The organism is Pantoea sp. X-Soil-TKNS-1211, from assembly GCF_059730495.1.
This window is the reverse complement of the sequence record NZ_AP035953.1, coordinates 780,783-805,766: the sequence shown is the minus strand read 5'-3', so window position 1 is coordinate 805,766 and position 24,984 is coordinate 780,783. Positions and strand designations below refer to the sequence as shown.

Annotated in this window: 21 protein-coding genes; 1 reads left to right on the top strand and 20 read right to left on the bottom strand. The window is 55.2% G+C overall.

Features of this window, described 5'->3' with window-relative positions; genetic code table 11:
- Positions 1–11: 11 nt before the first annotated feature.
- The 20 genes from secM to ilvI form a co-directional block, all read right to left on the bottom strand.
- On the bottom strand, positions 12–518 hold the full coding sequence (gene secM, locus AC6I8W_RS03585) for a secA translation cis-regulator SecM (protein WP_497837012.1): 507 nt from the start codon (positions 516–518) through the stop codon (positions 12–14).
- A 270-nt stretch (positions 519–788) separates the two neighbouring features.
- Positions 789–1,706: a UDP-3-O-acyl-N-acetylglucosamine deacetylase gene (gene lpxC / locus AC6I8W_RS03580; protein ID WP_497837011.1), complete on the bottom strand. Its 918-nt coding sequence runs from the start codon at positions 1,704–1,706 to the stop codon at positions 789–791.
- A gap of 101 nt (positions 1,707–1,807) precedes the next feature.
- Positions 1,808–2,962, bottom strand: coding sequence for a cell division protein FtsZ (gene ftsZ, locus AC6I8W_RS03575; protein ID WP_013507862.1), 1,155 nt, complete (start codon positions 2,960–2,962; stop codon positions 1,808–1,810).
- Between the two features lie 71 nt (positions 2,963–3,033).
- Complete coding sequence (ftsA, locus tag AC6I8W_RS03570) at positions 3,034–4,290, bottom strand: cell division protein FtsA (RefSeq protein WP_013507861.1); 1,257 nt, start codon at positions 4,288–4,290, stop codon at positions 3,034–3,036.
- Positions 4,287–5,126, bottom strand: a complete 840-nt coding sequence (ftsQ, locus tag AC6I8W_RS03565) for a cell division protein FtsQ (RefSeq protein WP_480368286.1) — start codon at positions 5,124–5,126, stop codon at positions 4,287–4,289. Before ftsQ ends, ftsA begins: the two co-directional genes overlap by 4 nt.
- Position 5,127: 1 nt before the next feature.
- A complete protein-coding gene (locus tag AC6I8W_RS03560) occupies positions 5,128–6,048 on the bottom strand; it encodes a D-alanine--D-alanine ligase (RefSeq protein ID WP_497837010.1) in 921 nt (306 codons plus the stop codon).
- Entirely contained in the window at positions 6,041–7,516 is a 1,476-nt protein-coding gene (murC, locus tag AC6I8W_RS03555; protein WP_497837009.1) for a UDP-N-acetylmuramate--L-alanine ligase, read from the bottom strand. The genes AC6I8W_RS03560 and murC overlap by 8 nt, the downstream gene beginning before the upstream one ends.
- Positions 7,517–7,586: 70 nt before the next feature.
- A complete protein-coding gene (murG, locus tag AC6I8W_RS03550) occupies positions 7,587–8,645 on the bottom strand; it encodes an undecaprenyldiphospho-muramoylpentapeptide beta-N-acetylglucosaminyltransferase (RefSeq protein WP_497837008.1) in 1,059 nt (352 codons plus the stop codon).
- Positions 8,642–9,856 carry a cell division protein FtsW gene (ftsW, locus tag AC6I8W_RS03545; RefSeq protein WP_497837007.1) on the bottom strand — a complete coding sequence of 405 codons (1,215 nt, stop codon included), beginning with the start codon at positions 9,854–9,856 and terminating at the stop codon, positions 8,642–8,644. Before ftsW ends, murG begins: the two co-directional genes overlap by 4 nt.
- Positions 9,856–11,172, bottom strand: coding sequence for a UDP-N-acetylmuramoyl-L-alanine--D-glutamate ligase (gene murD / locus AC6I8W_RS03540; protein ID WP_497837006.1), 1,317 nt, complete (start codon positions 11,170–11,172; stop codon positions 9,856–9,858). Before murD ends, ftsW begins: the two co-directional genes overlap by 1 nt.
- Before the next feature lie 2 nt (positions 11,173–11,174).
- The gene (gene mraY / locus AC6I8W_RS03535; protein WP_480368272.1) at positions 11,175–12,257 is read right to left on the bottom strand and encodes a phospho-N-acetylmuramoyl-pentapeptide-transferase; all 1,083 of its coding nucleotides are present in this window, start codon (positions 12,255–12,257) and stop codon (positions 11,175–11,177) included.
- Positions 12,251–13,612, bottom strand: coding sequence for a UDP-N-acetylmuramoyl-tripeptide--D-alanyl-D-alanine ligase (gene murF / locus AC6I8W_RS03530; RefSeq protein ID WP_497837005.1), 1,362 nt, complete (start codon positions 13,610–13,612; stop codon positions 12,251–12,253). The genes mraY and murF overlap by 7 nt, the downstream gene beginning before the upstream one ends.
- Positions 13,609–15,096: a UDP-N-acetylmuramoyl-L-alanyl-D-glutamate--2,6-diaminopimelate ligase gene (gene murE, locus AC6I8W_RS03525; protein WP_497837004.1), complete on the bottom strand. Its 1,488-nt coding sequence runs from the start codon at positions 15,094–15,096 to the stop codon at positions 13,609–13,611. Before murE ends, murF begins: the two co-directional genes overlap by 4 nt.
- Positions 15,083–16,849, bottom strand: a complete 1,767-nt coding sequence (locus tag AC6I8W_RS03520; protein WP_497837003.1) for a peptidoglycan glycosyltransferase FtsI — start codon at positions 16,847–16,849, stop codon at positions 15,083–15,085. The genes murE and AC6I8W_RS03520 overlap by 14 nt, the downstream gene beginning before the upstream one ends.
- A gap of 16 nt (positions 16,850–16,865) precedes the next feature.
- Positions 16,866–17,186, bottom strand: a complete 321-nt coding sequence (ftsL, locus tag AC6I8W_RS03515) for a cell division protein FtsL (protein WP_013507850.1) — start codon at positions 17,184–17,186, stop codon at positions 16,866–16,868.
- Positions 17,183–18,124 (bottom strand): 16S rRNA (cytosine(1402)-N(4))-methyltransferase RsmH, encoded by a 942-nt coding sequence (rsmH, locus tag AC6I8W_RS03510; RefSeq protein WP_497837002.1) that lies wholly within the window; start codon positions 18,122–18,124, stop codon positions 17,183–17,185. The genes ftsL and rsmH overlap by 4 nt, the downstream gene beginning before the upstream one ends.
- Before the next feature lie 2 nt (positions 18,125–18,126).
- On the bottom strand, positions 18,127–18,585 hold the full coding sequence (gene mraZ / locus AC6I8W_RS03505) for a division/cell wall cluster transcriptional repressor MraZ (RefSeq protein WP_497837001.1): 459 nt from the start codon (positions 18,583–18,585) through the stop codon (positions 18,127–18,129).
- Between the two features lie 493 nt (positions 18,586–19,078).
- The gene (gene cra, locus AC6I8W_RS03500; RefSeq protein ID WP_480368258.1) at positions 19,079–20,089 is read right to left on the bottom strand and encodes a catabolite repressor/activator; all 1,011 of its coding nucleotides are present in this window, start codon (positions 20,087–20,089) and stop codon (positions 19,079–19,081) included.
- Between the two features lie 197 nt (positions 20,090–20,286).
- Positions 20,287–20,778 (bottom strand): acetolactate synthase small subunit, encoded by a 492-nt coding sequence (gene ilvN / locus AC6I8W_RS03495; protein ID WP_013507845.1) that lies wholly within the window; start codon positions 20,776–20,778, stop codon positions 20,287–20,289.
- Between the two features lie 2 nt (positions 20,779–20,780).
- Positions 20,781–22,505 carry an acetolactate synthase 3 large subunit gene (gene ilvI, locus AC6I8W_RS03490; protein ID WP_497837000.1) on the bottom strand — a complete coding sequence of 575 codons (1,725 nt, stop codon included), beginning with the start codon at positions 22,503–22,505 and terminating at the stop codon, positions 20,781–20,783.
- A gap of 915 nt (positions 22,506–23,420) precedes the next feature.
- On the opposite strand from ilvI, the gene leuA reads away from it, so the two are divergent.
- On the top strand, positions 23,421–24,983 hold the full coding sequence (leuA, locus tag AC6I8W_RS03485; protein ID WP_497836999.1) for a 2-isopropylmalate synthase: 1,563 nt from the start codon (positions 23,421–23,423) through the stop codon (positions 24,981–24,983).
- Position 24,984 lies beyond the last annotated feature (1 nt).

The following is a 24,984-nucleotide window of genomic DNA, read 5'->3' as shown; positions in this document are numbered from 1 at the left end:
GAGTGAAAAAGTTAGCAGCTGAGCAATGAAGGTCCGGCGCGAATGCCCTGAAGTGCAGACAACCAGAAAGCGGGGGTATTGATTTGGGGTTCTGAAACACGAACAGCGCGTTGCGGTTCGACAACCATCGGTGGCAGCGCCGGAGAGGTCAGCAATGCCTGTAATGAATCAATCAACGCCAGCTTTTGTGCCGCCAGCGGAACTGTCTGATCGCTCTGAGCCTGCGCCGGTGGCGTCATGCTAAAAGAGAGATGGCGAATAACGGTGCGAATGGCATGTTGATGCCAGTAATCGACATTGAAACTGGGACGACGCGCCGTTTCCTGTAAACGAATCAGATGGTCGAAACGGACAATATTGCCGACAAACAGGCTGCTGACAGGGGTATCGGCGGCAGACGGTTCAGCGGTTTGTGCACACGCGGGCAAGCCGAAACTGGCTGCAACCATCCCCAACAGGAGATGTGGCCAGAAATAGCGTCTGCCAAATTGTCGCCAGCGTGAGAAAATCCCGATCACAACCCGTCCACAATACTTCAGTAAAAAATGAAATCCACCGCGCTAAAACACGGTGCCCTGCCAATTCAGGCGCCTGATAATAGCACTTATGTGTGGCTTCCACATCAGTGATTCAATAGCCGTGGGGCGATTTCACGCTTTTTCGTACAAGGACTAGACGGTGTTGGTAAGGAAATGCGCGTTGTTACGCAGAAATAACCGAGGATAAAAAAACGGCAGGTTCCACTGACCGGAGAGAGTGTCAGGGAGGCCTGCCGTTTTATGCCTGACTTACGCCAGAACCAAATTGGGTGCTTTGAATGCCAGCGGCAGTTCCGCTTCGTCTTCGAAGGTCGCCCATTCCCAGGCTTCCTGCTTCGCCAGTACCGCTTGCAGCAGTTTGTTGTTCAGTGCATGGCCTGATTTAAAGGCAGAAAACGCGCCAATAACGTTGTGGCCGCACATAAACAGGTCGCCGATCGCATCCAGCATTTTGTGACGAACGAATTCATCCTCAAAGCGCAGACCTTCTTCGTTCAGTACGCGGAAATCATCGAGGCCAATCGCACAATCTAAACTACCGCCCAGGCACAGGCCTTTAGACTGCAGATATTCGATTTCACGCATAAAGCCGAAAGTACGCGCACGACTGATCTGGCGAACAAACGCCTCGGCCGAGAAGTTCATCTGATAGCGCTGCGAACTGGAATCAATTGCCGGATGTTTGAAATCGATAGTGAAGTCGAGCGAGAAACCATTATAAGGTTTGATCTCAGCCCATTTGTCACCATCTTCAACGCGCACCGTTTGTTTAACACGCACAAATTTCTTCGCGCTGTTCAACTCTTCAATGCCCGCATCCATCAACAGATAGATAAAAGGTGCCGCACTGCCGTCCATGATCGGGATTTCCGGCGCATCGACTTCAACAATAATGTTGTCGATACCCAGACCCGCCAAAGCGGCGTTCAGGTGTTCTACGGTCGAAATACGCACGCCTTCATCATTCACCAAACAAGTACTCAGCATGGTGTCGCGCACGTATTTTGCATCAGCCGGGAAATCAACCGGTGGATTCAAGTCTGTGCGACGATAGATGACCCCGGTATTAGCCGACGCAGGTCGTAAAGTCAGCGTGACTTTTTTGCCGGTATGCAAACCGACGCCAGTCGCCTGAACAATACGTTTTAATGTCCTTTGTTTGATCATCGCATTATCTCGCAATATTACCCATCCGACCGCCAGTATAAATTACCAGCGGGCGAATACTTTAGCACAAAGAGCGGAGAATCCCAATTCTCGGGATATTCTTAGTCGGCCTGCTTACGCAGAAACGCCGGAATATCCAGATAGTCAGGCTCTTTGCTTGACGAAGCAGCGGGGTCATTCACCACTTTCGCAGCAGGTTTTTGCTCCTGCGGCAGCGGCGCCATACCGTGCTGCTGGTAACGATGGTCCATCACTGGCTGGCTGGTCGGTTTGTTAGTCACCAGAGTGATTTCCGGACGCTTGTCCATACCGATACCAGTCGCTACCACGGTCACACGCAGTTCATCGTTCATCTCTGGATCCAGAGAAGTACCGATTACCACAGTGGCGTTGTCAGAAGCGAAGGCACGGATGGTGTTACCCACGGTTTCGAACTCATCGAGACGCAGATCAAAGCCTGCGGTGATGTTAACCAGCACACCACGCGCACCAGACAGGTCGATATCTTCCAGCAGCGGGCTGGAGATCGCCATTTCAGCCGCTTCTTCTGCGCGGTCTTCACCACATGCCACGCCGGAACCCATCATGGCGTAACCCATCTCAGACATCACCGTACGCACGTCAGCGAAGTCAACGTTCATCAGACCCGGACGCGTAATCAGTTCAGCGATACCCTGCACTGCGCCCTTCAGCACGTCGTTAGCTGCACCGAATGCATCCAGCAGAGAGATGCCACGACCCAGCACTTTCAGCAGTTTGTCGTTCGGAATGGTGATCAGTGAATCGACATGCTTCGACAGTTCAGCGATACCCTGCTCGGCAAAAGCCATGCGCTTTTTACCTTCGAAGTTGAAGGGCTTAGTCACCACCGCAACCGTCAGGATACCCAAATCTTTCGCGACTTCCGCCACCACCGGCGCCGCACCAGTACCGGTGCCGCCACCCATGCCCGCCGCGATAAACACCATGTCTGCCCCATCCAGCGCAGAACGCAGTGCTTCGCGATCTTCCTCCGCTGAGGTACGACCGACTTCCGGGTTTGCGCCCGCACCCAGACCTTTGGTGATATTGGTGCCGATTTGGATCGTCTGGCCGACCGCCGTTTTACGCAACGCCTGCGCGTCGGTGTTTACAGCGAAGAATTCCACACCTTCGATACGCTCGCGTACCATGTGTTCTACGGCGTTGCCACCGCCACCGCCGACGCCGATGACTTTAATCACCGCGTCATTGGTCAATTCCATAGGTTCAAACATGATTTCTCTCCGTTATGTGCCTGTCGCCTGGAGATCATAAAAACTGCCAGCATGATCCCCTTTTACAAAAATTAAAACTCTTTCTTCAGCCAGCTGTTGATTCGTTTGAACCAGTTGCCCACCGAAGCACGTTTTTCCGTTTCCGCATCACCATTCATATGTGACTCTTTGCCGTAATGCAGCAGACCAACTGCGGTTGAATAATACGGCTCCTGCGCATAATCCGTCAGGCCGGTGATGTTCAGTGGCTGACCAATACGCACCTGCGTGTGGAAAACACGCTGGGCGCAGGCCGCCAGGCCTTCAATCTGCGCCGCGCCACCGGTCAGCACAATACCGGCCGCCAGATGGTGCTTCACGCCTTGCTGGCGCAGTTGTTCCTGTAATTGCAGAATCTCGTCATTCACCAGATTCAGCAGTTCGGTGTAACGCGGCTCAATCACTTCCGCCAGCGTCTGACGTTGTAAGCTGCGCGGTGGACGCCCACCGACACTCGGCACTTCAACGTTTTCGTCTTTACCGACGATAGAACCCAGGGCGCAGCCATGACGCACTTTAATCGCTTCCGCGTCAGTTGGCGGCGTACCAAAGGCATAGGCGATATCGCTGGTCACCACGTTCCCGGCATAAGGGATCACCTTGGTGTGACGCAGCGCACCACCGGTATACACCGCGATATCCATCGTACCGCCACCGATGTCGACCACGCAGACACCCAGCTCACGCTCATCTTCCGTCAGCACTGAGAAACTGGAGGCCAACCCGGCAAAAATCAGTTGGTCCACTTTCAGGCCGCATCGTTCCACCGCCTTCACGATATTTTTCGCCATATCGTTGTGGCAGGTGATCAGATGCACTTTCGCCTGCATGCGCACACCTGACAGCCCAACCGGATTCTTAATGCCTTCCTGATAGTCGATGGCATATTCCTGCGGAATCACATGCAGGATACGATGTTCATCACGAACGCGGACCGATTTAGCGGTGTGCACCACGTTCTCTACATCATCCTGAGTGACTTCCTCTTCGGAAATCGGAACCATCCCGATTTCGTTCTGACAACTGATATGTTTGCCCGATAAAGCAAGGTAGACAGATGAAATCTGGCAATCTGCCATCAGTTCAGCCTGATCGATGGCGCGCTGCACGCATTTCACCACCGATTCAAGGTCATTCACGCCACCTTTATCCATACCACGGGACGGGCAGCTACCCACCCCAATAATGTTGACCATACCATCGGGCAGAATTTCCCCAACCAGGGCGGCGACCTTCGCGGTGCCGATTTCGAGTCCTACTACCAGTTTTCTGTCCGTTGCCTTGATCATTGTTGTTTAGCCTGTGCCTGGTTCTGTTGCTGATTGACTTCCTGTGGCTCTAACGGTGCCGGTGTCCATCCTACGGCAGCACCCGAGTCATAACGCAAATCGACATAGCTGATGCGCTTATTCCCGCTCTGGGCCTGCTGTTGCAGTTCCGGGTAGAGCTCAATAAAACGGTTCAGACGCTTCATGGTATCGCTGCGCCCCAGCTCGATGCGCACATCGTCGCTGGTGACCAGCTGCCACGAGCGCCGCGCCGTCATCGACGCGACCTTCAGGGTAAACTTACTCGCCTTCAGGACATCACTCATGGTGTGATATCCGGCCAGCACTTCTTTCTCACTGCCTTCCGGCCCATACAGCATTGGCATGGTTTCTTTGCCAACGTGGCTGGCCGGGATACTGAAGGAGACACCATCAGCGTCCACCATGTGCAGGTCATTCCAGCGTGCCACCGGAACAAACTCAACCAGGTTAATCTTCAGCTCGTCAGGCCACTGCTTACGCACGCTGACCTGTTTAATCCACGGCAAACGTTCAATTTGCTGCTGGATAATGTCGACATCCTGCGACATAAACGTGCCCGGTGCGCCGAGTGACAAAATCGCCTGGCGAATGTCATCGTGCGTGGTGTAATGCGTTTCACCGGTCACCACCAGTTTCGATAACGGCAGGCGGGATGCATCGTTCATCCACTTCAACACCACCAGCCCGCCAGCCACCATAATGCCCAGCACAATCAGCAGGAACACGATGCCGAAAAGTCGGGCACCATTGCTACGCCCGGAGCGCGCTCGCTCCTGAGGTTCGCGGTTGCGTACGTTCAGCGCCGCCTGTGACATATCAGTCGGCCAGCTCCAGAATACGCGCAACCAGTTGCGGGAAGCTCAGCCCCGCCTGCTTCGCTGCCATCGGCACCAGGCTGTGGCTGGTCATACCCGGAGAGGTATTCACTTCCAGCAGTTGGAAATTATCCTCACCATCAACCATCACATCGACACGTCCCCAGCCGCTGCAACCTAACGTACGCCAGGCTGCCAACACCAGCGCCTGCAATTCTGCTTCACGCTCCGCACTCAAACCGCTCGGGCAGAAGTATTGAGTATCGTCAGAAATGTATTTTGCTTCATAGTCATAGAACTCGCTGGCGCTCTGAATTTTGATGGAGGGCAGAATCTGGTCGCCTAGAATGCCGACCGTGTATTCCGCACCGCTCAAAAACGCCTCAACCAGCACGTCATCGTCGTGACGAAACGCCTCTTCCAGCGCCGCCGGTAACGCATCGCGGGTGTTTACCCGGCTGATACCGACGCTTGACCCTTCACAGCTTGGCTTAACGAACACCGGTAAGCCCAGCGCATCAATGTCTGCCAGCGTCTGTGCGTCCAGTCCGCTCTCCTGCTGCTGACGCGTCAACCAGACGAATTTCCCGGCCGGCAATCCCCTGCCCTGCCACAGCAATTTGCTACGCAGTTTATCCATAGTGATCGCCGAGGCCATTACGCCGCTACCGGTATAAGGGATCTGCTGGAATTCCAGCACCGCCTGCAAAGTACCGTCTTCACCGCCACGACCATGCAGCGCAATAAACGCTTTATCAAAGCCCTGTTGTTTCAGGTTAAGCACTGAAACATCGCGGGTATCTACCGGATGCGCGTCAATACCCATTTCACGCAACCCGGCCAGCACCGCGCTACCGGACATCAGCGAAACTTCACGCTCCGCCGAGGTGCCACCCAACAATACCGCTACTTTCTCAGCCATTGCGCACCTCCGCCTTCACTGCGGGCTGCAAACGGATTTCCGCCAGCTTGCGCGCGATTTTGCCAATGTTACCGGCTCCCTGAACAATCACCAGGTCGTTACCGCTCAGCAGGGGTGCCAGTGCCTCTGGCAGCGCGTCGTGTTCCGACACCAAAATCGGGTCCACTTTGCCGCGACCACGAATCGCACGGCACAGCGAGCGGCTATCCGCTCCTGGAATCGCTGTTTCGCCAGCCGGATATACATCCAGCATCAGCAGCACATCCACCTGCGACAACACGTTGGCGAAGTCGTCAAACAGATCACGGGTACGCGTGTAACGATGCGGCTGAAATACCATCACCAGTTTTTTCTCTGGCCAGCCAGCTCGCGCGGCTTTGATCGTCACATCCACTTCAGTAGGGTGATGACCGTAATCGTCAACCAGCATCGCGCTGCCAGACGTGCCATTAACCGGCGCGGTATCAAACTCACCCAGCAGGTCAAAACGTCGGCCCGTCCCCTGGAAGCTCTCCAGCGCGGCCAGAATCGCGTTGTCGTCGATACCTTCTTCTGTCGCCACCGCCACCGCAGCCGCCGCGTTGAGCGCGTTATGACGGCCCGGCGCATTCAACGTCACATGCAGCATCGGCTTGTCGTGGCGAATCAGGGTGAAGTGCCCTTGCGCGCCACGCTGTTCGTAATTTTCGATGCGCACATCCGCATCTTCGCTAAAACCATAGGTGGTGAGCTGCCGGCCTACGCGCGGGATCAGGTCACGGATCACCACATCATCGACACACATCACCGCACGGCCATAGAACGGCAGGTTGTGCAAAAAATTAATAAACGTCTGCTTCAGGTTCTCGAAATCACCCTGATAGGTATCCATATGATCTGCTTCGATATTGGTGACAATGGCCACCATCGGTTGCAGATGTAGGAAAGACGCATCGCTTTCATCCGCTTCAGCAATCAGATAACGACTGCTGCCCAGACGTGCATGGGTGCCTGCGGCTTTCACCAGGCCACCGTTGACGAAGGTCGGATCCAGTCCACCTTCGGCATAAATACTCGCCACCATCGCGGTAGTGGTGGTTTTGCCGTGCGTACCGGCAATCGCGATGCCGTGGCGGAAACGCATCAGCTCAGCCAGCATCTCTGCGCGGCGAATCACCGGGATACGCTGTTCACGCGCCGCCACCAGTTCCGGGTTGTCCTGCGCCACCGCAGTGGAGACCACCACCACGCTCGCATCGGTTACGTTTTCCGGGCGATGGTTGAAATAGATCGTTGCGCCCAACGATGCCAGATGCTGCGTCACCGGGTTGGGTGCCAAATCAGAACCGCTAATGTGATAACCTTCGTTCGCCAACACCTCGGCAATACCGCCCATGCCAGCACCGCCAATGCCGACAAAGTGGATGTGCCGGACGCGACGCATCTCGGGCACAATGGAACGCAGTTTTGCCAATTGTTGTGTATTCATCTGCCTCTGTTACCTGTGTTTTCCGTTTGTACCTGAACCAGGTACGGGTCAAGCTGACTGACCGATTAACTTACTTCGCGGCGCGCGCCACTTCCTGAGCAACCCGTTCAGTTGCATCGGGAATCGCCACCTGACGGGCTTTTTCTGCCATCGCCAACAAGGTGGCGCGATCCCAGTGACGTAGCGTGTCCGCGACCACAGCTGCGGTGAATTGCGGCTGCTCAAAAATTTTGGCTGCGCCCGCCTGCTCCAGCGGCAACGCATTCCAGTACTGCTGGCGATCTTTGTGCATAAAAGGCACGAAAATCGCCGGTAAACCTGCGGCAGCCACTTCGCTGACGGTCAATGCACCGGAACGACACACCACCACATCAGCCCAGGCATAAGCGGCAGCCATGTCATCGATAAATTCGGTGACTTTATGCTGCGGCTGACCCGCATCGCGATACGCCTGCTGCACCGTCTCCAGTGCCCCTTTGCCGGTCTGATGCCATAAGGTGATGGCATCGCCCAGTTCAGCGGCGACCTGCGGCAGCGTCTGGTTCAGGATGCGCGCCCCCTGGCTGCCCCCCACCACCAGCACACGTACCGGGCCGGTACGGCCAGCCAGGCGTTCAGCAGGTAACGGCAGCGCCAGTACATCGGTGCGTACCGGGTTCCCGACCACATCCGCTTTGGGAAAGGCTCCGGGAAACGCCTGCATCACTTTGGTGGCAATCTTCGCCAGCCATTTGTTAGTCAGACCGGCGATACCATTCTGTTCATGCAGCACCACCGGGATGCCACAGCTCCAGGCCGCAAGACCACCAGGGCCAGAAACATAACCGCCCATGCCCAGCACGACATCCGGCTGCCAGTTCTTCATGATGCGGCGCGCCTGACGCCAGGCATTAAAGATGCGCAGCGGGGCCAGCAGTTGGGCTTTCACCCCTTTGCCACGCAATCCGCTAATGCGGATAAAATCAATCTCGATACCATGCTTCGGCACCAGATCGGCTTCCATACGATCGGCGGTCCCCAGCCAGCGTACCTGCCAGCCCTGTTCCATCAGATGATGGGCGACAGCCAGACCAGGGAACACATGTCCACCGGTGCCACCTGCCATCACCATCAGTCGCTTCCCACTCATCGACCACCTCGGGTAAACGCCTGAGCTTTTGCCAGACGCGTTTCATAATCTATACGTAACAAAAACACGATGGCTGTCGACATGATGATCAAACTGGAACCACCGTAACTGATCAGCGGCAACGTCAGACCTTTCGTCGGCAGCATACCGGCTGCCGCACCGACGTTAACCAACGCCTGAAAACTGAACCACACACCAATTGAGCAGGCCAAAAAACCTGAAAAACGCTGGTCAAGCTCCAGGGCGCGACGGCCAATCGACATCGCGCGAAAAGCGACGAAGAATACCATCAACAGCGCCAAAACCACACCGGCATACCCCAATTCTTCACCGATGATGGAGAAGATGAAGTCGGTATGCGCTTCCGGCAGATACTCCAGCTTCTGCACCGAGTTCCCCAGCCCCTGGCCCCAGAATTCACCACGACCAAACGCCATCAACGATTGGGTTAACTGGTAGCCACTGCCGAACGGATCTTCCCACGGGTTCCAGAACGATGTTACACGCCGCATACGATAGGGTTCCGCGATAATCAGCAGCACCACCGCGAAAATACCGGAACCGATAATCGCCAGGAACTGCCACAATTTGGCCCCCGCGAGAAACAACATCGCCAGCGTAGTGACAAACAGCACCACCACCGTTCCCAGGTCCGGCTGTGCCAGCAGTAACACCGCCAGCACCACCATCACACCCATCGGCTTACAGAATCCCCAGAAGTTGTTACGCACCTCTTCCACTTTGCGCACCAGGTAGCTGGCGAGATAGCAGAACAGCGACAACTTCGACAACTCCGCAGGCTGTATACGCAGCGGTCCCAGCGCAATCCAGCGCGATGCGCCGTTGACCGAACTGCCCACCACTAACACGATCAAGAGCATGGCAACCGACACCACCAGCATCGCGTTGCTGTAGCGCTGCCAGAAATCCATCGGTACGCGCAATGTCACCAGCGCCATACCGAACGCCAGCGCGATATAAAAAGCATCACGCTTGGCAAAGTAGAACGGGTCTTCATTCAGACGCTGGCCCACCGGCATGGAGGCCGAGGTCACCATGATGAAGCCCACCAGGGCCAGTCCAAATGTCAGCCAAAGCAGCGTACGGTCATACAGCACCACTGGCGCGTCTTCGTTTTCGCGCGCCCCCATCACCCAATCTTTCAGGCGAAGGGAGAGGAAACTGGCTACACCGGCACCGGGAATTCGCATCAGCCTAGCTCCTTCGCCAGTTGCGCGAACTGATCGCCACGCTGTTCAAAATTACGGAACTGATCGAGGCTGGCGCAGGCCGGTGACAACAGCACCATATCGCCAGCGGTCGCCTGGGTGGCGATCTGCACCATCGCCTGCTGCATGGTCTCAGTACGCGTGGCGATTTCCGGACGTAATGCCGCCAGTGCATCGCCATCACGGCCAAAGCAGAACAGCCGTACGTGGTCACCTTGCAGATAATGCGCCAGCGGGCTGAAATCGGCGGATTTACCATCGCCCCCCAACAACAACCACAGCGTGCCTTTCACCTGCAAACCATTCAGCGCGGCTTCGGTGCTGCCGACGTTGGTGGCTTTAGAGTCATTAATCCAGCGGATACCGTGCGCTTCATGCACCAGTTGGAAACGGTGCGCCAGACCGGTAAAGGTGGTCAATGCTTTCAGGCTGGAGGCTCGCGGGATGTTCACCGCATCAGCCAACGCCAGCGCCGCCAGCGCATTGGTGTAGTTATGCTGACCCACCAGCTTCATTTCGTCGGTGTTTAACACCTTCTCGCCTTTCACACGCAGCCAGGTGCTACCCTGATGACGGTTAAGGTGATAATCACCAATATCGATACCAAAGCTGACACAGCGGGTATCCGCACCGCGAACCGGCATAGTCATGCCGTCATCGGCGTTGACCACGCAAACGCGCGCGTTCTCGTAAATGCGTAGTTTGGCGGCACGATACTGCTGCATCCCCAACGGATAACGATCCATATGATCTTCCGTCACGTTGAGGATGGTGGCCGCAGCGGCTTTCAGGCTGTAAGTGGTTTCCAGCTGGAAGCTGGAAAGTTCTAACACGTACAACTGTGCCGGTGACTTCAGCAGTGACAGCGCCGGTAAACCGATATTGCCACCCACGCCCACCTGCCAGCCTGCGGCACGCGCCATTTCGCCCACCAGTGTGGTCACGGTGCTTTTGCCGTTGGAACCGGTAATCGCTACAATTGGTGCCTGCGCTTCACGGCAGAACAGTTCGATATCACCGACGATCTCGATACCGGCATCTGCCGCCTCGCTCAACGCCGGATGCGCAAGGGCAATGCCCGGGCTGGCGATGATCAAATCTGCCGCCAGCAGCCAGTCGTTGTTCAGTCCACCGACATAGCGTTCCACCTGCTCTGGTAACTTATCCAGACCCGGCGGTGACACACGGGTGTCCATCACGCGGGGCGTTACGCCCTGCGCTAAAAAGAAATCAACACAGGAAAGGCCGGTCAGCCCCAACCCGATGATGACGACTTTTCTGCCCCGATAGTCAGCCATGATTAACGTACCTTCAGCGTTGCCAGGCCAATCAGCACCAGCATCAGCGAAATAATCCAGAAGCGCACGATAACGCGCGGCTCCGGCCAGCCTTTCAATTCATAGTGATGGTGAATCGGTGCCATGCGGAAAATACGTTGCCCGCGCAGCTTGAACGACCCCACCTGTAAGATCACCGACAGCGTCTCCACCACGAACACGCCCCCCATAATCACCAGCAAGAACTCCTGACGCAGCAGCACCGCGATGGTGCCCAGCGCGCCACCCAGCGCCAGTGAACCGACATCACCCATAAACACTTGTGCCGGATAGGTGTTGAACCACAGAAAGCCGAGACCCGCACCGACAATGGCGGTACAGACAATCACCAGCTCACCCGCATGGCGCAGATAAGGGATGTGCAGATACTCAGCAAACTTCACGTTACCCGTCGCCCAGGCCACCAGTGCAAAACCGGCAGCAACGAACACGGTTGGCATGATCGCCAGACCATCCAGACCATCAGTCAGGTTGACGGCGTTACCCGTCCCCACAATGACGAAGTAGGCCAACAGGATGTAGAACAGTCCCAGCTGCGGCATGATGTCTTTAAAGAACGGCACCACCAACTCCGTCGCCGGGGTGTCTTTACCCGCAAGGTAAAGCGCAAACGCCACACCGAGCGAAATCACCGACATCCAGAAATATTTCCAGCGTGCGATCAAGCCTTTAGTGTCTTTACGCACGACTTTACGGTAATCATCGACAAAGCCAATCACACCAAACCCAACCAGTACCACCAGTACACACCAGACATACGGGTTCGAAGGATACGCCCACATCAACACCGAAATGGTGATGGAGGAGAGGATCATCAGACCGCCCATCGTCGGGGTGCCGCGCTTACTGAAATGCGACTCCGGACCATCGTTACGTACCACCTGGCCGATTTGCAGCTTTTGCAGCCAGGCAATCAGGCGTGGGCCCATCCACAGAGAGAGAAACAAAGCGGTCAGCAGGCTGACAATGGCGCGAAACGTCAAATAGGAAAAGACGTTAAAGCCGGAATAAAGTGCGACCAGATGCTCGGCCAGCCAAACTAACATGTTCCTTTCTCCTGTAAGCTCTGTACTACCTGTTCCATGGCAGCACTACGCGAACCTTTAATCAAAATCGTTAACTCCTGATGTTCGGACAATAGCGTCCGTAAACGTTCAATCAGCGCGGCTTTGCTGGCGAAATGTTCGCCGTTGCCACTGTTTTCACTGATTAATTGGCTAAGCGATCCCGTGCTCAGCACACAATCAATTCCAGCGGCTTTCGCCGCCTCGCCGACCTGGCGGTGACAGACCTCCGCCTCATCACCGAGTTCCGCCATATCACCAACTACCATCACGCGATAGCCCGGCATATCGCCCAGCACCTGCGCGGCAGCAGTCATTGATCCCACATTGGCGTTGTAGCTATCATCAATCAGCAGTTGATGCTCAGCCAGACGAACCGGGAAGAGACGGCCTGGAACCGGCTGTAATTTCGTCAGACCCGCCTGAATTGCACTGAGCGGCGCATCAACCGACAGCGCTAACGCAGCGGCGGCCAGGGCGTTGGCGATATTGTGACGTCCCGGCAGCGGCAGGGTGATAGCGATCTCGCCACGTGGGGTATGCAGGGTGAAGGAGGTGGTATCGGCACGCAGTTGGATATCGCTGGCACCAAACTCCACCTCAGCCTGCGGTTGGGGTGAAAAACGCCACAGGGTTTTGCCCGTCAGCAGCGGTTGCCAGTTCGCCAGATCATGGCTGTCTGCGTTAATGATGGCCGTGCCGTGCGGCGGCAGACCGGCAAAAATCTCGCCTTTCGCTTTGGCGACACCGGCCAGTGAACCGAAACCTTCCAGATGCGCGGCCGCGAGGTTATTTACCAGCGCCGTCTCCGGGCGTGTCAAATCGGTGGTATACGCAATCTCGCCCTGGTGGTTAGCCCCCAGCTCGATGACCGCGTAATCATGGTCTTTGGTCAGACGCAGCAGCGTCATGGGGACGCCGAAGTCATTATTCAGGTTGCCAGCGGTATACAGGGTTTCACCGCATTCACGCAGGATCGCCGCGGTCATCTCTTTGACCGAGGTTTTACCGGATGAACCGGTCAGTGCCACCACGCGCGCTTTCGCCTGCTGGCGCACCCAGGCGCCCAACTGGCCCAAAGCGATGCGGGTATCAGCCACCACAACTTGTGGCACCGCCACTGGCAAGTGCTTACTCACCAACAACGCCTGTGCGCCACTGGCAATCGCATCACCGACAAAATCATGCGCATCAAAACGCTCACCCACCAGCGCCACAAACAGGCAGCCTGCCGTCACTTTTCGCGTGTCGGTGACCACATCGCTGACGGTAATATCGCTGCCGTACAGTTTGCCGCCACTGACCTTAGCCAGCGTCTTGAGAGAAATCGGGATCATGCCATCACCCCCAGTAAACGCGCGACCGTGTCGCGGTCCGAGTAGTCCAGACGACGGTTGCCAACGATTTGATAATCTTCATGCCCTTTGCCTGCCACCAGCACGATATCCTCGGCTTTGGCCTGCATAATGGCGTTGGTAACCGCTTGCGCACGACCCGCCACCACGCGAGCGCGACCAGGATCGAGCAGCCCGGTCAATATGTCATTCACAATCGCCTGCGGATCTTCACTGCGCGGATTGTCATCGGTGATCACCACCACATCAGCGAACTGCTCAGCAATGGCACCCATCAGCGGGCGTTTGCCTTTGTCGCGATCGCCGCCACAACCGAACAAGCACCACAGCTGGCCTTTACAATGCAGACGCGCCGCTTCCAGCGCTTTCTCCAGCGCATCCGGCGTATGGGCGTAATCAACCACCACCGTGGGTTTGTCTGGGGCGCTAAACACCTCCATACGGCCAGTGACTGGCAGCAACTGCGCTGCGCTACTGACCAGGGCATCCAGCGGGTAATCCAGCGACAGCAGCGTTGCCAGTGCCAGCAACAGATTGCTGACGTTAAAGGCTCCCATCAAACGGCTGTCGAACTCACCCTCACCCCAACTGGAGCTGAAGCGGATATGCGCGCCGTCATCGTGATAATTCACGCTGGTGGCTTTCAGCCAGCGACCATGGCAGCCGGGTTGCAGGTTATCCGCCATCGTGACGGCCACGGCATCGGGCAATTGTGCCAGCCAGCGACGTCCGACTTCGTCATCCGCATTGATAATTGCGGCACCTACCTGATGTTCGGAGAACAGCAGCCATTTGGCCGCTTCGTAGCTTTGCATATCGCCGTGATAATCGAGGTGATCACGGCTCAGATTAGTGAACACCGCCGCGGCAAACGGCAGAGCAGCAACACGATGCTGAACCAGACCATGCGATGACACCTCCATCGCCGTCAGGGTTGCGCCCTGACGCACCAGGTCGTGCAGGACGTGCTGAACATCCACCGCGGAACCGGTGGTATTTTCGGTCGGTGCCAGTTGGCCATACAGGCCGTTGCCCACCGTCCCCATCACGGCACCGGTCTCACCCAGCAGATTGGCCCACTGCGCAATTAACTGCGTGATAGTGGTTTTGCCGTTGGTGCCGGTGACACCAATTAACTTCAGTTTTTCAGCAGGTTGCTGATAAAAGCGTCCGGCCAGTGCCGAGAGACGCTGCGGTAACTGCGCCAGATAGATAACCGGGACACCATGTATCTCGCGGATATCACCATCACTGGCCTCGCCTTCGGCTTCAGCAATCACGGCCGCCACGCCCTGAGCAACAGCCTGTGGAATAAATCGACGTCCATCAGCATGATGGCCCGCCACGGCGATAAACAGATCGCCAGAAGCCGCAGAGCGGCTATCCAGTGTCATGTCACGGAGTGGACGCGCCGGCGCGCCCGGCACCCACGGGGCCAGTAAGTCGCGCAGGTTACGATCTGTCACTTGATTCCTCACTCGGGTTCTTCACCAACTCGTTCTTATCATTTACCGGTAGCGCATCGGGTTCGATATTCATGGTACGCAGCACGCCGCCCATGATGGCACCAAACACCGGCGCGGAGACCGCACCACCATAATATTTACCGGCCTGGGGATCGTTGATCACCACCACCAAAGCAAACCGAGGATGACTGGCAGGTGCAACACCTGCGGTATAAGCAATGTATTTATTGACGTAGCGCCCATCAGGACCGACTTTCTTCGCGGTACCGGTTTTGATCGCAATGCGATAGCCCTTGATGGCCGCTTTCACGCCACCGCCACCCGGCAGGGCAACGCTTTCCATCATATGCACCACGGTTTTCACCAGGTCTTCCGGGAAAACACGCTCGCCGGCAACCGGCGGATCAACCTTGGTAATCGACAGCGGACGATAGACGCCATAGCTGCCAATGGTTGCGTAGACTCGCGCTAACTGTAACGGCGTTACCATTAGCCCGTAGCCGAAAGAGAAGGTGGCCCTCTCTATGTCAGACCACCGTTGTTTTTGAGGATATAAGCCACTGCTTTCTCCGACCAACCCCAAATTGGTCGCCTTACCCAGCCCAAAGCGCGCGTAAGTGTCTACGAGTGCTGAGGACGGCATCGCTAACGCCAGACGGGAAACCCCGACGTTACTCGACTTCTGCAGGACCCCGGTCAGGGTCAATTCGTTGTAACGCGCCACATCTTTGATCTCATGACCATTAATACGATAAGGCACGGTATTCAGTACGCTGTTTTCTTTCACCACACCGCGTTGCAGGGCGGTCATCACCACCATCGGCTTAACGGTTGAACCCGGTTCGAAGATATCGGTGATGGCGCGGTTACGCATCACATCTTTCGGCGTGTTAGCCAGGTTGTTCGGGTTATAGGCCGGACTGTTCGCCATCGCCAGCACTTCGCCAGTATTCACGTCCACCAGCACCGCCGACCCCGATTCGGCTTTGTTAAACGCCACGGCGTTGTTCAGCTCGCGATACACCAGCGCCTGCAAGCGTTCATCGATGCTCAACGTCAGGTTATGGGCGGCGCGGCTATCTACTGAGGAGATATCTTCAATCACCCGACCGTAGCGATCTTTACGCACCGTACGTTCGCCGGGTTCGCCGGTCAGCCATTTGTCGAAGCTTTTCTCGGTGCCTTCAATGCCCTGACCGTCAATATTGGTGAAGCCAATCAGGTGCGCAGTGACCTGGCCGGCCGGATAGTAACGGCGTGATTCTTCACGCAGATAGATGCCGGGCAGCTTGAGCTTCTTAACGTATTCACCAATCGCCGGGTTAACCTGACGCGCCAGATAAACAAAACGCCCTTTCGGGTTGGCATTGATGCGGGTGGCGAGTTGATCAAGTGGGATCGACAGTGCATCGGAGAGCGCTTTCCAGCGGCTATCAACCGAAATACCACCGTGTTCATTCAGTTCTTTCGGATCGGCCCAGATGGCGTTCACCGGTACGCTGACCGCCAGCGGGCGACCGGCGCGATCGCTGATCATGCCACGCGCGGTAGGCACCGCCTGCACACGCAGCGAACGCAGATCCCCTTCTTTCACCAGCTTGTCGGGATTGATCACCTGCAACCAGGCCACACGCGATAACAGGCCACCCAGCGCCAGTAAAATACAGCCGCACAGCAACGCAAAACGCCAGCTTACAAAGCTGGCCTTATCTTCCGGTTTTTTTAACTTCAGCGTTTTGCTTGCGCCGCTCATCAGGTTCTGAGATTCCTTATTGCTGCACCACAATGTTTTCCTGTGAAGGATCGACATGCTGCATTTGCAATTTCTCGGTTGCGATTCGTTCTACCCGGCTGTGATCGCCGAGCGCGTTTTCTTCCAGAATCAGATTGCGCCATTCGATATCTAATGCATCCCGCTCCAGCACCAACTGCTCGCGCTCCGCGGTCAGACGACGCGTTTTGTGCGTCGTCGTCACCACCAGCATTGCGGAAACCAGCACCGCCACCAGCAACAGCACCGGGATCTTGCCAAATCGCAGCAGATCGCCACCAATGACACCAGGCAGACTGTGACGCTCGTTGCCGATCATGGCGCTGTCCTTTCCGCAATACGCAGCACCGAACTGCGTGCGCGTGGGTTATCAGCGATTTCGGCATCGCCCGGAACCAGTTTGCCAAGCGTTTTCAGATCCCGACCGCCCAACGCTTTCAACTGCGTTTCGGTCATCGGAATACCGGCCGGTACTTGCGGACCACGACTCTGATCGCGCATAAAGCGTTTCACCAGGCGATCCTCCAGTGAGTGGAAGCTGATCACTGACAATCTGCCGCCAGGGGCCAGTACCGACAACGCACCTTTTAACGCGATGTCGATCTCTTCCAGTTCACTGTTGATCCAGATACGAATCGCCTGAAAGCTGCGGGTCGCCGGATGCTTGAATTTGTCCTTTACCGGTGTCGCTGCGGCGATCACTTCAGCCAACTCTTTGGTACGCGTCATCGGCTGTTCACGATTGCGCTCGACAATCGCGCGGGCAATACGCTTGGCAAAACGTTCTTCACCGTAGGTCTTCAGCACAAAGGCGATATCCGCTTCTTCGGCACTGAGTAACCATTCCGACGCCGACTGTCCGCGCGTCGGGTCCATGCGCATGTCCAACGGCCCATCACGCATGAAAGAGAAACCCCGTTCTGCGTCATCCAACTGCGGGGATGACACGCCTAAATCGAGTAAAACTCCGTCGATCTTGCCGTTCAACCCGCGCTCGGTAACGTATTCCGCCAGTGCCGAAAACGGTCCATGCACGATCGAGAAGCGCGGATCTTTTATCTCAGCGGCTGCGGCTATGGCTTGCGGATCGCGATCTATCGCCAGAAGCTGACCGTTCGCGCCAAGTTGCGCAAGGATCAATCTGGAGTGACCACCGCGACCAAAAGTGCCGTCAATGTATATGCCGTCTTCCCTGATATTGAGTGCGTTGACCGCCTCATCCAGCAGCACTGTGGTGTGTTTGAAATTTTCCTGCATAGCTATAGCGACAAGTCCTGCAACCGCTCAGATAAAGGCTCCTGAGCCGACTGTTCTGCGTCAATATCATCCTTAACTTGTTGATACCAGGTCTGTTCATCCCACAGTTCAAACTTGTTGAACTGGCCGACCAGCATCACTTCTTTTGTCAGGCTCGCATGTTGACGAAGGGTATTCGCCAGCAACAAGCGGCCTGCATTATCCATCTGACACTCACTGGCATGACCCAACAGCAAACGCTGCACGCGACGCTCGGCGGGGTTCATACTGGACAAGCGAGACAGCTTTTTCTCAATGATTTCCCATTCGGGCAAGGTATAAAGCAGCAGGCAGGGCTGATGGAGGTCGATGGTACAAACCATTTGACCCTGAGACTCCCCGATCAGCAATTCACGATAGCGTGTTGGTACGGCCAGTCGCCCTTTACTGTCGAGATTGACTAACGTTGCCCCACGGAACATGCCAGCCTCACCCCTCAGATACCCTTTTTCACCACTTTATCCCACATTTTACCACGAAAAGAGTTTACGGAGCCGATGAAATCCTTGTCAAGCCGCAACGGCGAGTGAATATCACTCTTTACAGCGGGTGAAATTATTCAAAGAAGGGAGGAAGAAGGCGATGAATGGCAAAATAAAAATTAACCTGATGAATAATGGAATAAAAATTTTCGCGTAATGAAAAACGGCGAAAAATAATGCGCGTTGCCCCGTGAAGATAAATATCCCGCGTTATGCGACAGCGGCTGCATTTTAGGGGATTTCCGAAAAGAAGCCCAGCACCATCGCGACAGCTCTGCTACCAGCTGCTGCCGAAGATGTAAACAAATAAGAAAAGCCAGGCAGTTTAATTTGTTAGCAAATCAGGTGAAAATTTACGCTTTTTTACCTGAATGATTGCGGGGGAAATTAACGGATAGGTTAATAAAGTGGGGCAGCAGGCTGCCCCACTGATTCATTTTGTCCGACGGCTTAATTGACCACGACGAAATAAATTACGCCGAATACGGGTTAAACCCGGCTTCGGTTTTCGTGGTTCATCCAGTGACGCTAAAACAAGTTCGAGCACGCGCTCGGCAACATCGCGATGACGCTGCCCCACCGCCAGCACCGGGCACTCAAGAAAATCCAGCAATTCGTGGTCGCCAAAAGTGGCGATCGCCAGATCGGTTGGCAGACGCCCGTCACGTTTCAGCGTCACATCCATCACCCCTTGCAACAGGCCGAATGAGGTGGTGAACAGCGCTTCCGGCATGGGATGATCTTCCAGATATTTTTCGAACAATGCCGCCGCCGCCGTGCGTTCAAAGCTGTTGCAGTAGATGTAATCAATTGGACGATCGTCGCCTTTCCATGCCTCACGGAACCCCATTTCACGCAGGAAACTGACCGACAGCTCCGGTAACGCGCCGAGGAACAGGACGTTTTTCACCGGCAGCTGACGCAATTCAGCAGCAAGCTGTTGGGCATCATCCTGGTCGGCACCCACTACGCTGGTGAAATGTTCGCGATCCAATGCGCGGTCCAGCGCAATAATCGGCAGAGGATCGTTGATCCAGCGCTGATAAAACGGATGCTCTGGTGGCAGCGAGGTGGAAACAATGATCGCATCCACCTGACGCTGCAAAAGATGTTCAATGCAGCGCATCTCATTATCAGGTTGATCTTCTGAACAGGCGATCAGCAGTTGATAACCACGCTGTCGCGCCTGGCGCTCCAGGTAATTGGCAATGCGCGTGTAGCTGGTGTTTTCCAGATCGGGGATCACCAGCCCAATGGAACGGGTACGCCCGGCGCGCAGACCCGCCGCCACCGCATTCGGGTGATAATTGTGTTCACGCACCACCGCCATCACTTTCTCGACGGTTTTGTCGCTGACACGATATTGCCGCGCTTTGCCATTGATCACATAGCTGGCCGTAGTGCGCGACACGCCAGCCAGGCGCGCGATTTCATCCAGTTTCACGATGACACCTTAATTCCTGATAAGCCCTGCGGGTGAAAATTCCCGCAGAGTAGCTAAGGGTAAAACATTTGTAACATCTAACCGCAGAAAACTACGCTGAGCAACCGCTTTTATCTGTCAGGGTGTGCAAGCGCATAAAATAAAAAAACCCGGCATTACGCCGGGTTAGCATCGTGACTGTCTGTTACTGACAGGGATTAACGCATGATGCGATCGCCGCGCGAAACGCCAACGATCCCAGAACGCGCCACTTCAACAATTTCCGCGACATCACGGACGGTGTTCAGGAACGCATCCAGCTTATCGCTGGTGCCCGCCAGCTGAACCGTGTACAGCGTTGGCGTCACGTCGATGATCTGCCCACGGAAAATTTCCGCGCTACGCTTCACTTCTTCGCGGCCATAACCAGTAGCCTGAATTTTCACCAGCATGATTTCACGCTCAACGTAAGCACCCTGCCCCAGTTCGCTGACACGTAACACGTCAACCAGCTTGTGCAGCTGTTTCTCGATCTGCTCCAGCACCTTTTCATCGCCGACGGTTTGAATTGTCATGCGTGACAGGGTGGGATCGTCTGTCGGTGCGACCGTCAGGCTTTCAATGTTGTAGCCGCGCTGCGAAAACAGACCAACCACGCGGGACAATGCGCCGGATTCATTCTCCAGCAATACCGATAAAACACGACGCATAATTATGTCCTCTCCGTTTTGCTCAACCACATCTCGTCCATACCGCCACCGCGAATCTGCATCGGGTAAACGTGCTCGCTGCCATCAACCGTCACATCAACAAACACCAGACGCCCTTTCGCCAGGGTTTCCAGTGCCTGAGTCAGCTTTTCTTCCAGCTCTGCCGGATGCTGAATCGCGATACCCACGTGACCATAGGCTTCTGCCAGGCGCACGAAGTCCGGCAGGGATTCCATATAGGATTGCGAGTGGCGGCCAGAGTAGATCATGTCCTGCCACTGCTTCACCATGCCAAGGAAGCGGTTGTTGAGGTTCAGTACCAGCACCGGCAAATCATATTGCAGCGCGGTCGACAGCTCCTGAATATTCATCTGGATACTGCCGTCACCGGTTACACAGATCACCGTTTCCTCTGGCAGCGCCATCTTCACACCGAGCGCAGCAGGCAGGCCAAAGCCCATGGTGCCCAGACCGCCCGAGTTGATCCAGCGGCGCGGTTTGTCGAACTGATAATACAGCGCAGCAAACATCTGATGCTGACCCACATCAGAGGTGACGTAAGCATCGCCTTTGGTCAGACGGCAAATGGTTTCGATTACCGCCTGCGGTTTAATTTTATCGCTGGTGCGATCAAATTCGAGGCACTTACGGCTACGCCAGCCATCAATGGTCTGCCACCAGTCACGCAGGCTATCGAGTTCCTGCTTCACATCGGTCTGCGCCAGCAGTTCCAACATTTGCGTCAGAGTTTGCTTCGCATCACCGACGATAGGAATGTCTGCTGCGACCGTTTTGGAAATTGAGGTTGGGTCAACGTCGATATGCATCACCGTGGCATTCGGGCAATATTTCGCCAGATTGTTGGTGGTGCGGTCATCAAAACGCACGCCAATACCGAAAATCAGGTCAGCGTTATGCATGGTCATGTTGGCTTCATAAGTACCGTGCATACCCAGCATGCCCACACACTGGCGGTGCGTACCGGGGAAGGCTCCCAGTCCCATCAGCGAGGTAGTGACCGGGATATTCAGCGTTTCCGCCAGTTGCAGCAGTTCAGCTTCACAACCCGAGGTAATGGCACCACCACCGACATACATCACCGGTTTATGCGCCGCCAGTAAGGTTTGCAGCGCGCGCTTAATCTGCCCTTTATGACCCTGAATGGTCGGATTGTACGAACGCATGCTGACCGACTCCGGCCAGACATAAGGCAGTTTATTCGCCGGGTTCAGAATATCTTTCGGCAGGTCAATGACCACCGGTCCCGGACGGCCGCTGGCCGCCAACCAGAACGCCTTTTTGATGACGGTTGGGATCTCTTCAGTGCTTTTCACCAGGAAACTGTGTTTCACCACCGGACGGGATATCCCGACCATGTCGCATTCCTGGAAGGCGTCATAGCCGATCAGTGATGACGGCACCTGACCCGACAGAACCACCATCGGGATCGAGTCCATATAGGCCGTCGCGATGCCGGTAATGGCATTGGTGGCGCCAGGACCGGAAGTCACCAGCACGACACCCACTTCGCCGGTAGCACGCGCCAGGCCGTCAGCCATGTGCACCGCGCCCTGTTCATGGCGAACTAATACGTGGTCGATACCACCGACCGTTTGCAGAGCGTCATAAATATCGAGTACCGCTCCGCCTGGATAACCGAATACCTGTTTAACGCCCTGATCGATTAACGAACGGACGACCATTTCGGCTCCTGACAACATCTCCATTTTCTGCCTCCAGGCTTGGGGGACGGAATCCACAGGCGCTCGCTTTCCAGTCACGCCAGTGACATCCTGCCCCCGATTCGCCAATTAAGATCAAAACCTTATGTTTATGCTCAGAAGACGGAATTCATTTCCGCCTTCCAGGTACAGGGAATCTACTTGAGTTCATTCTTTTGAGAGTAGGTCGATTACCATAACCGCAGAAAACCCGGCAGGCAAACGCCCAAGCCCCTTCGCCTCGCTTCTTTCCACCCCAAAGGCACTGAGGCGTGATAATTGCCCGCGAGGATTAAACTAATGCCAGCACAGAACCGCAGATGATAATGCTGGTTACGCAATTATTTACAGCGAGTTATAAGAAATACACGATGCATATTTTGCAACATTCCAGCCCACAATCTTACCCGACAATTAATTCCTGGCGTGATTATCTTTAAAATCCTTATCTGACGTGAGATTCGTCTAAACAACCACGGTGATAATGTTTTACCACCAGGTAAAAAAACCTGATTTAATATAATTAAATCAATAACTTAAAATAAATATTCATTTTTAAAACATTTTTGCATGTGTCGCGTGTCGTCTGATACGCGTTAATATTTGTTTTTCCTCTGAACAAGCGAATAATCACAGCAGATCCACCTTAAGCACCTTGAGAAATAACCTTTCACTTATGGTTGACATCAACGCCCTTTCTCAGTATCAATATGGGCAGCACTCAATTTACGAGGTTTGATCCATGTCCCGTTCTTTTCGTCTACTTGGTCTACTACTAATCGCATCCCCATTGCGCGGTAGACTCGTGGGCGGAATCAACAACTGATTCGAACCTGCAGAAAGTTTAAAAAAACCCGCGCCAATGCGCGGGTTTTTTTATGCTCGTAGCACCGGCGAAGTTAATGCATAAGGAAGATTACGATGAGCCAGCAAGTTATTATTTTCGATACCACTCTGCGTGATGGCGAGCAGGCGTTACAGGCCAGCCTGAGTGTTAAAGAAAAACTGCAGATTGCCCTGGCGCTGGAACGTATGGGCGTGGACGTGATGGAAGTCGGTTTCCCGGTTTCTTCTCCGGGCGATTTCGAATCCGTTCAGACCATTGCGCGTACTATCAAAAACAGCCGCGTCTGTGGCCTGGCACGTTGCGTGGAGAAGGATATCGACGCCGCTTACGAATCGCTGCGCGTTGCAGAAGCGTTCCGTATCCACACTTTCATCGCGACCTCGCCGATGCACATCGCCACCAAACTGCGCAGCACGCTGCCTGAGGTGATTGAGCGTGCGGTGCATATGATCAAACGTGCGCGTAACTACACCAACGACGTGGAGTTCTCCTGCGAAGACGGTGGCCGTACCCCCATTGATGACCTGTGCCGTATGGTGGAAGCCGCGATCAACGCCGGTGCCACCACCATCAACATCCCGGACACCGTGGGTTACACCCTGCCGCACGAATACGCCAACATCATCAGCCAGCTGGTCAATCGCGTCCCGAATATTGATAAAGCGATTTTGTCTGTTCATACCCACGATGACCTGGGAATGGCAACCGGCAACGCCATCGCGGCAGTGATGGCTGGTGCGCGCCAGGTGGAAGGTACGCTGAACGGTCTGGGCGAACGCGCCGGTAACTGTGCGCTGGAAGAAGTGATCATGGCGATCAAAACCCGCCAGCAGATTATGAACGTGCACACCAATATCAAACATCAGGAAATCTATCGCACCAGCCAGACCGTTAGTCAGATCTGCAACATGCCGATCCCAGCCAACAAAGCGGTGGTCGGTTCTAACGCCTTTGCCCACTCTTCCGGCATCCACCAGGATGGCGTGTTGAAGAATCGCGAAAACTACGAAATCCTGACGCCGGAATCAATCGGCCTGCACAAAATCCAACTCAACCTGACTTCACGTTCAGGCCGTGCGGCGGTTAAACACCGCATGGAAGAGATGGGCTACAAAGAGACCGACTACAACCTGGATACGCTGTACGACGCCTTCCTGAAGCTGGCTGATAAAAAAGGCCAGGTATTCGATTACGATCTGGAAGCGCTGGCCTTCATCAACAAACAGAATGAAGAACCGGAACATTTCCAGCTGAAAGAATTCAACGTGCAGACTGGCTCCAGCGTGACCGCTACTGCATCTGTCCAGTTGGGCTGCGGTGAAGAGACCAAATCTGACGCCGCCACCGGGAACGGTCCGGTTGATGCCGTCTACCAGGCAATCAACCGCATCACCGGTTTTGAAGCCGAGCTGATGAACTACAAACTGACCGCCAAAGGCCACGGCGAGAACGCGCTGGGTCAGGTGGATATCGTGGTCAACTACAACGGTCGCAAATTCCACGGCGTGGGCCTGGCGACCGATATCGTCGAATCCTCCGCTAAAGCGATGGTCAACGCCCTGAACAACATCTGGCGTGCCAAACAGGTGGAAAAAGAATTGCAGCGCAAATTTAAAGAACAAAAGGAAACGGTGTAAC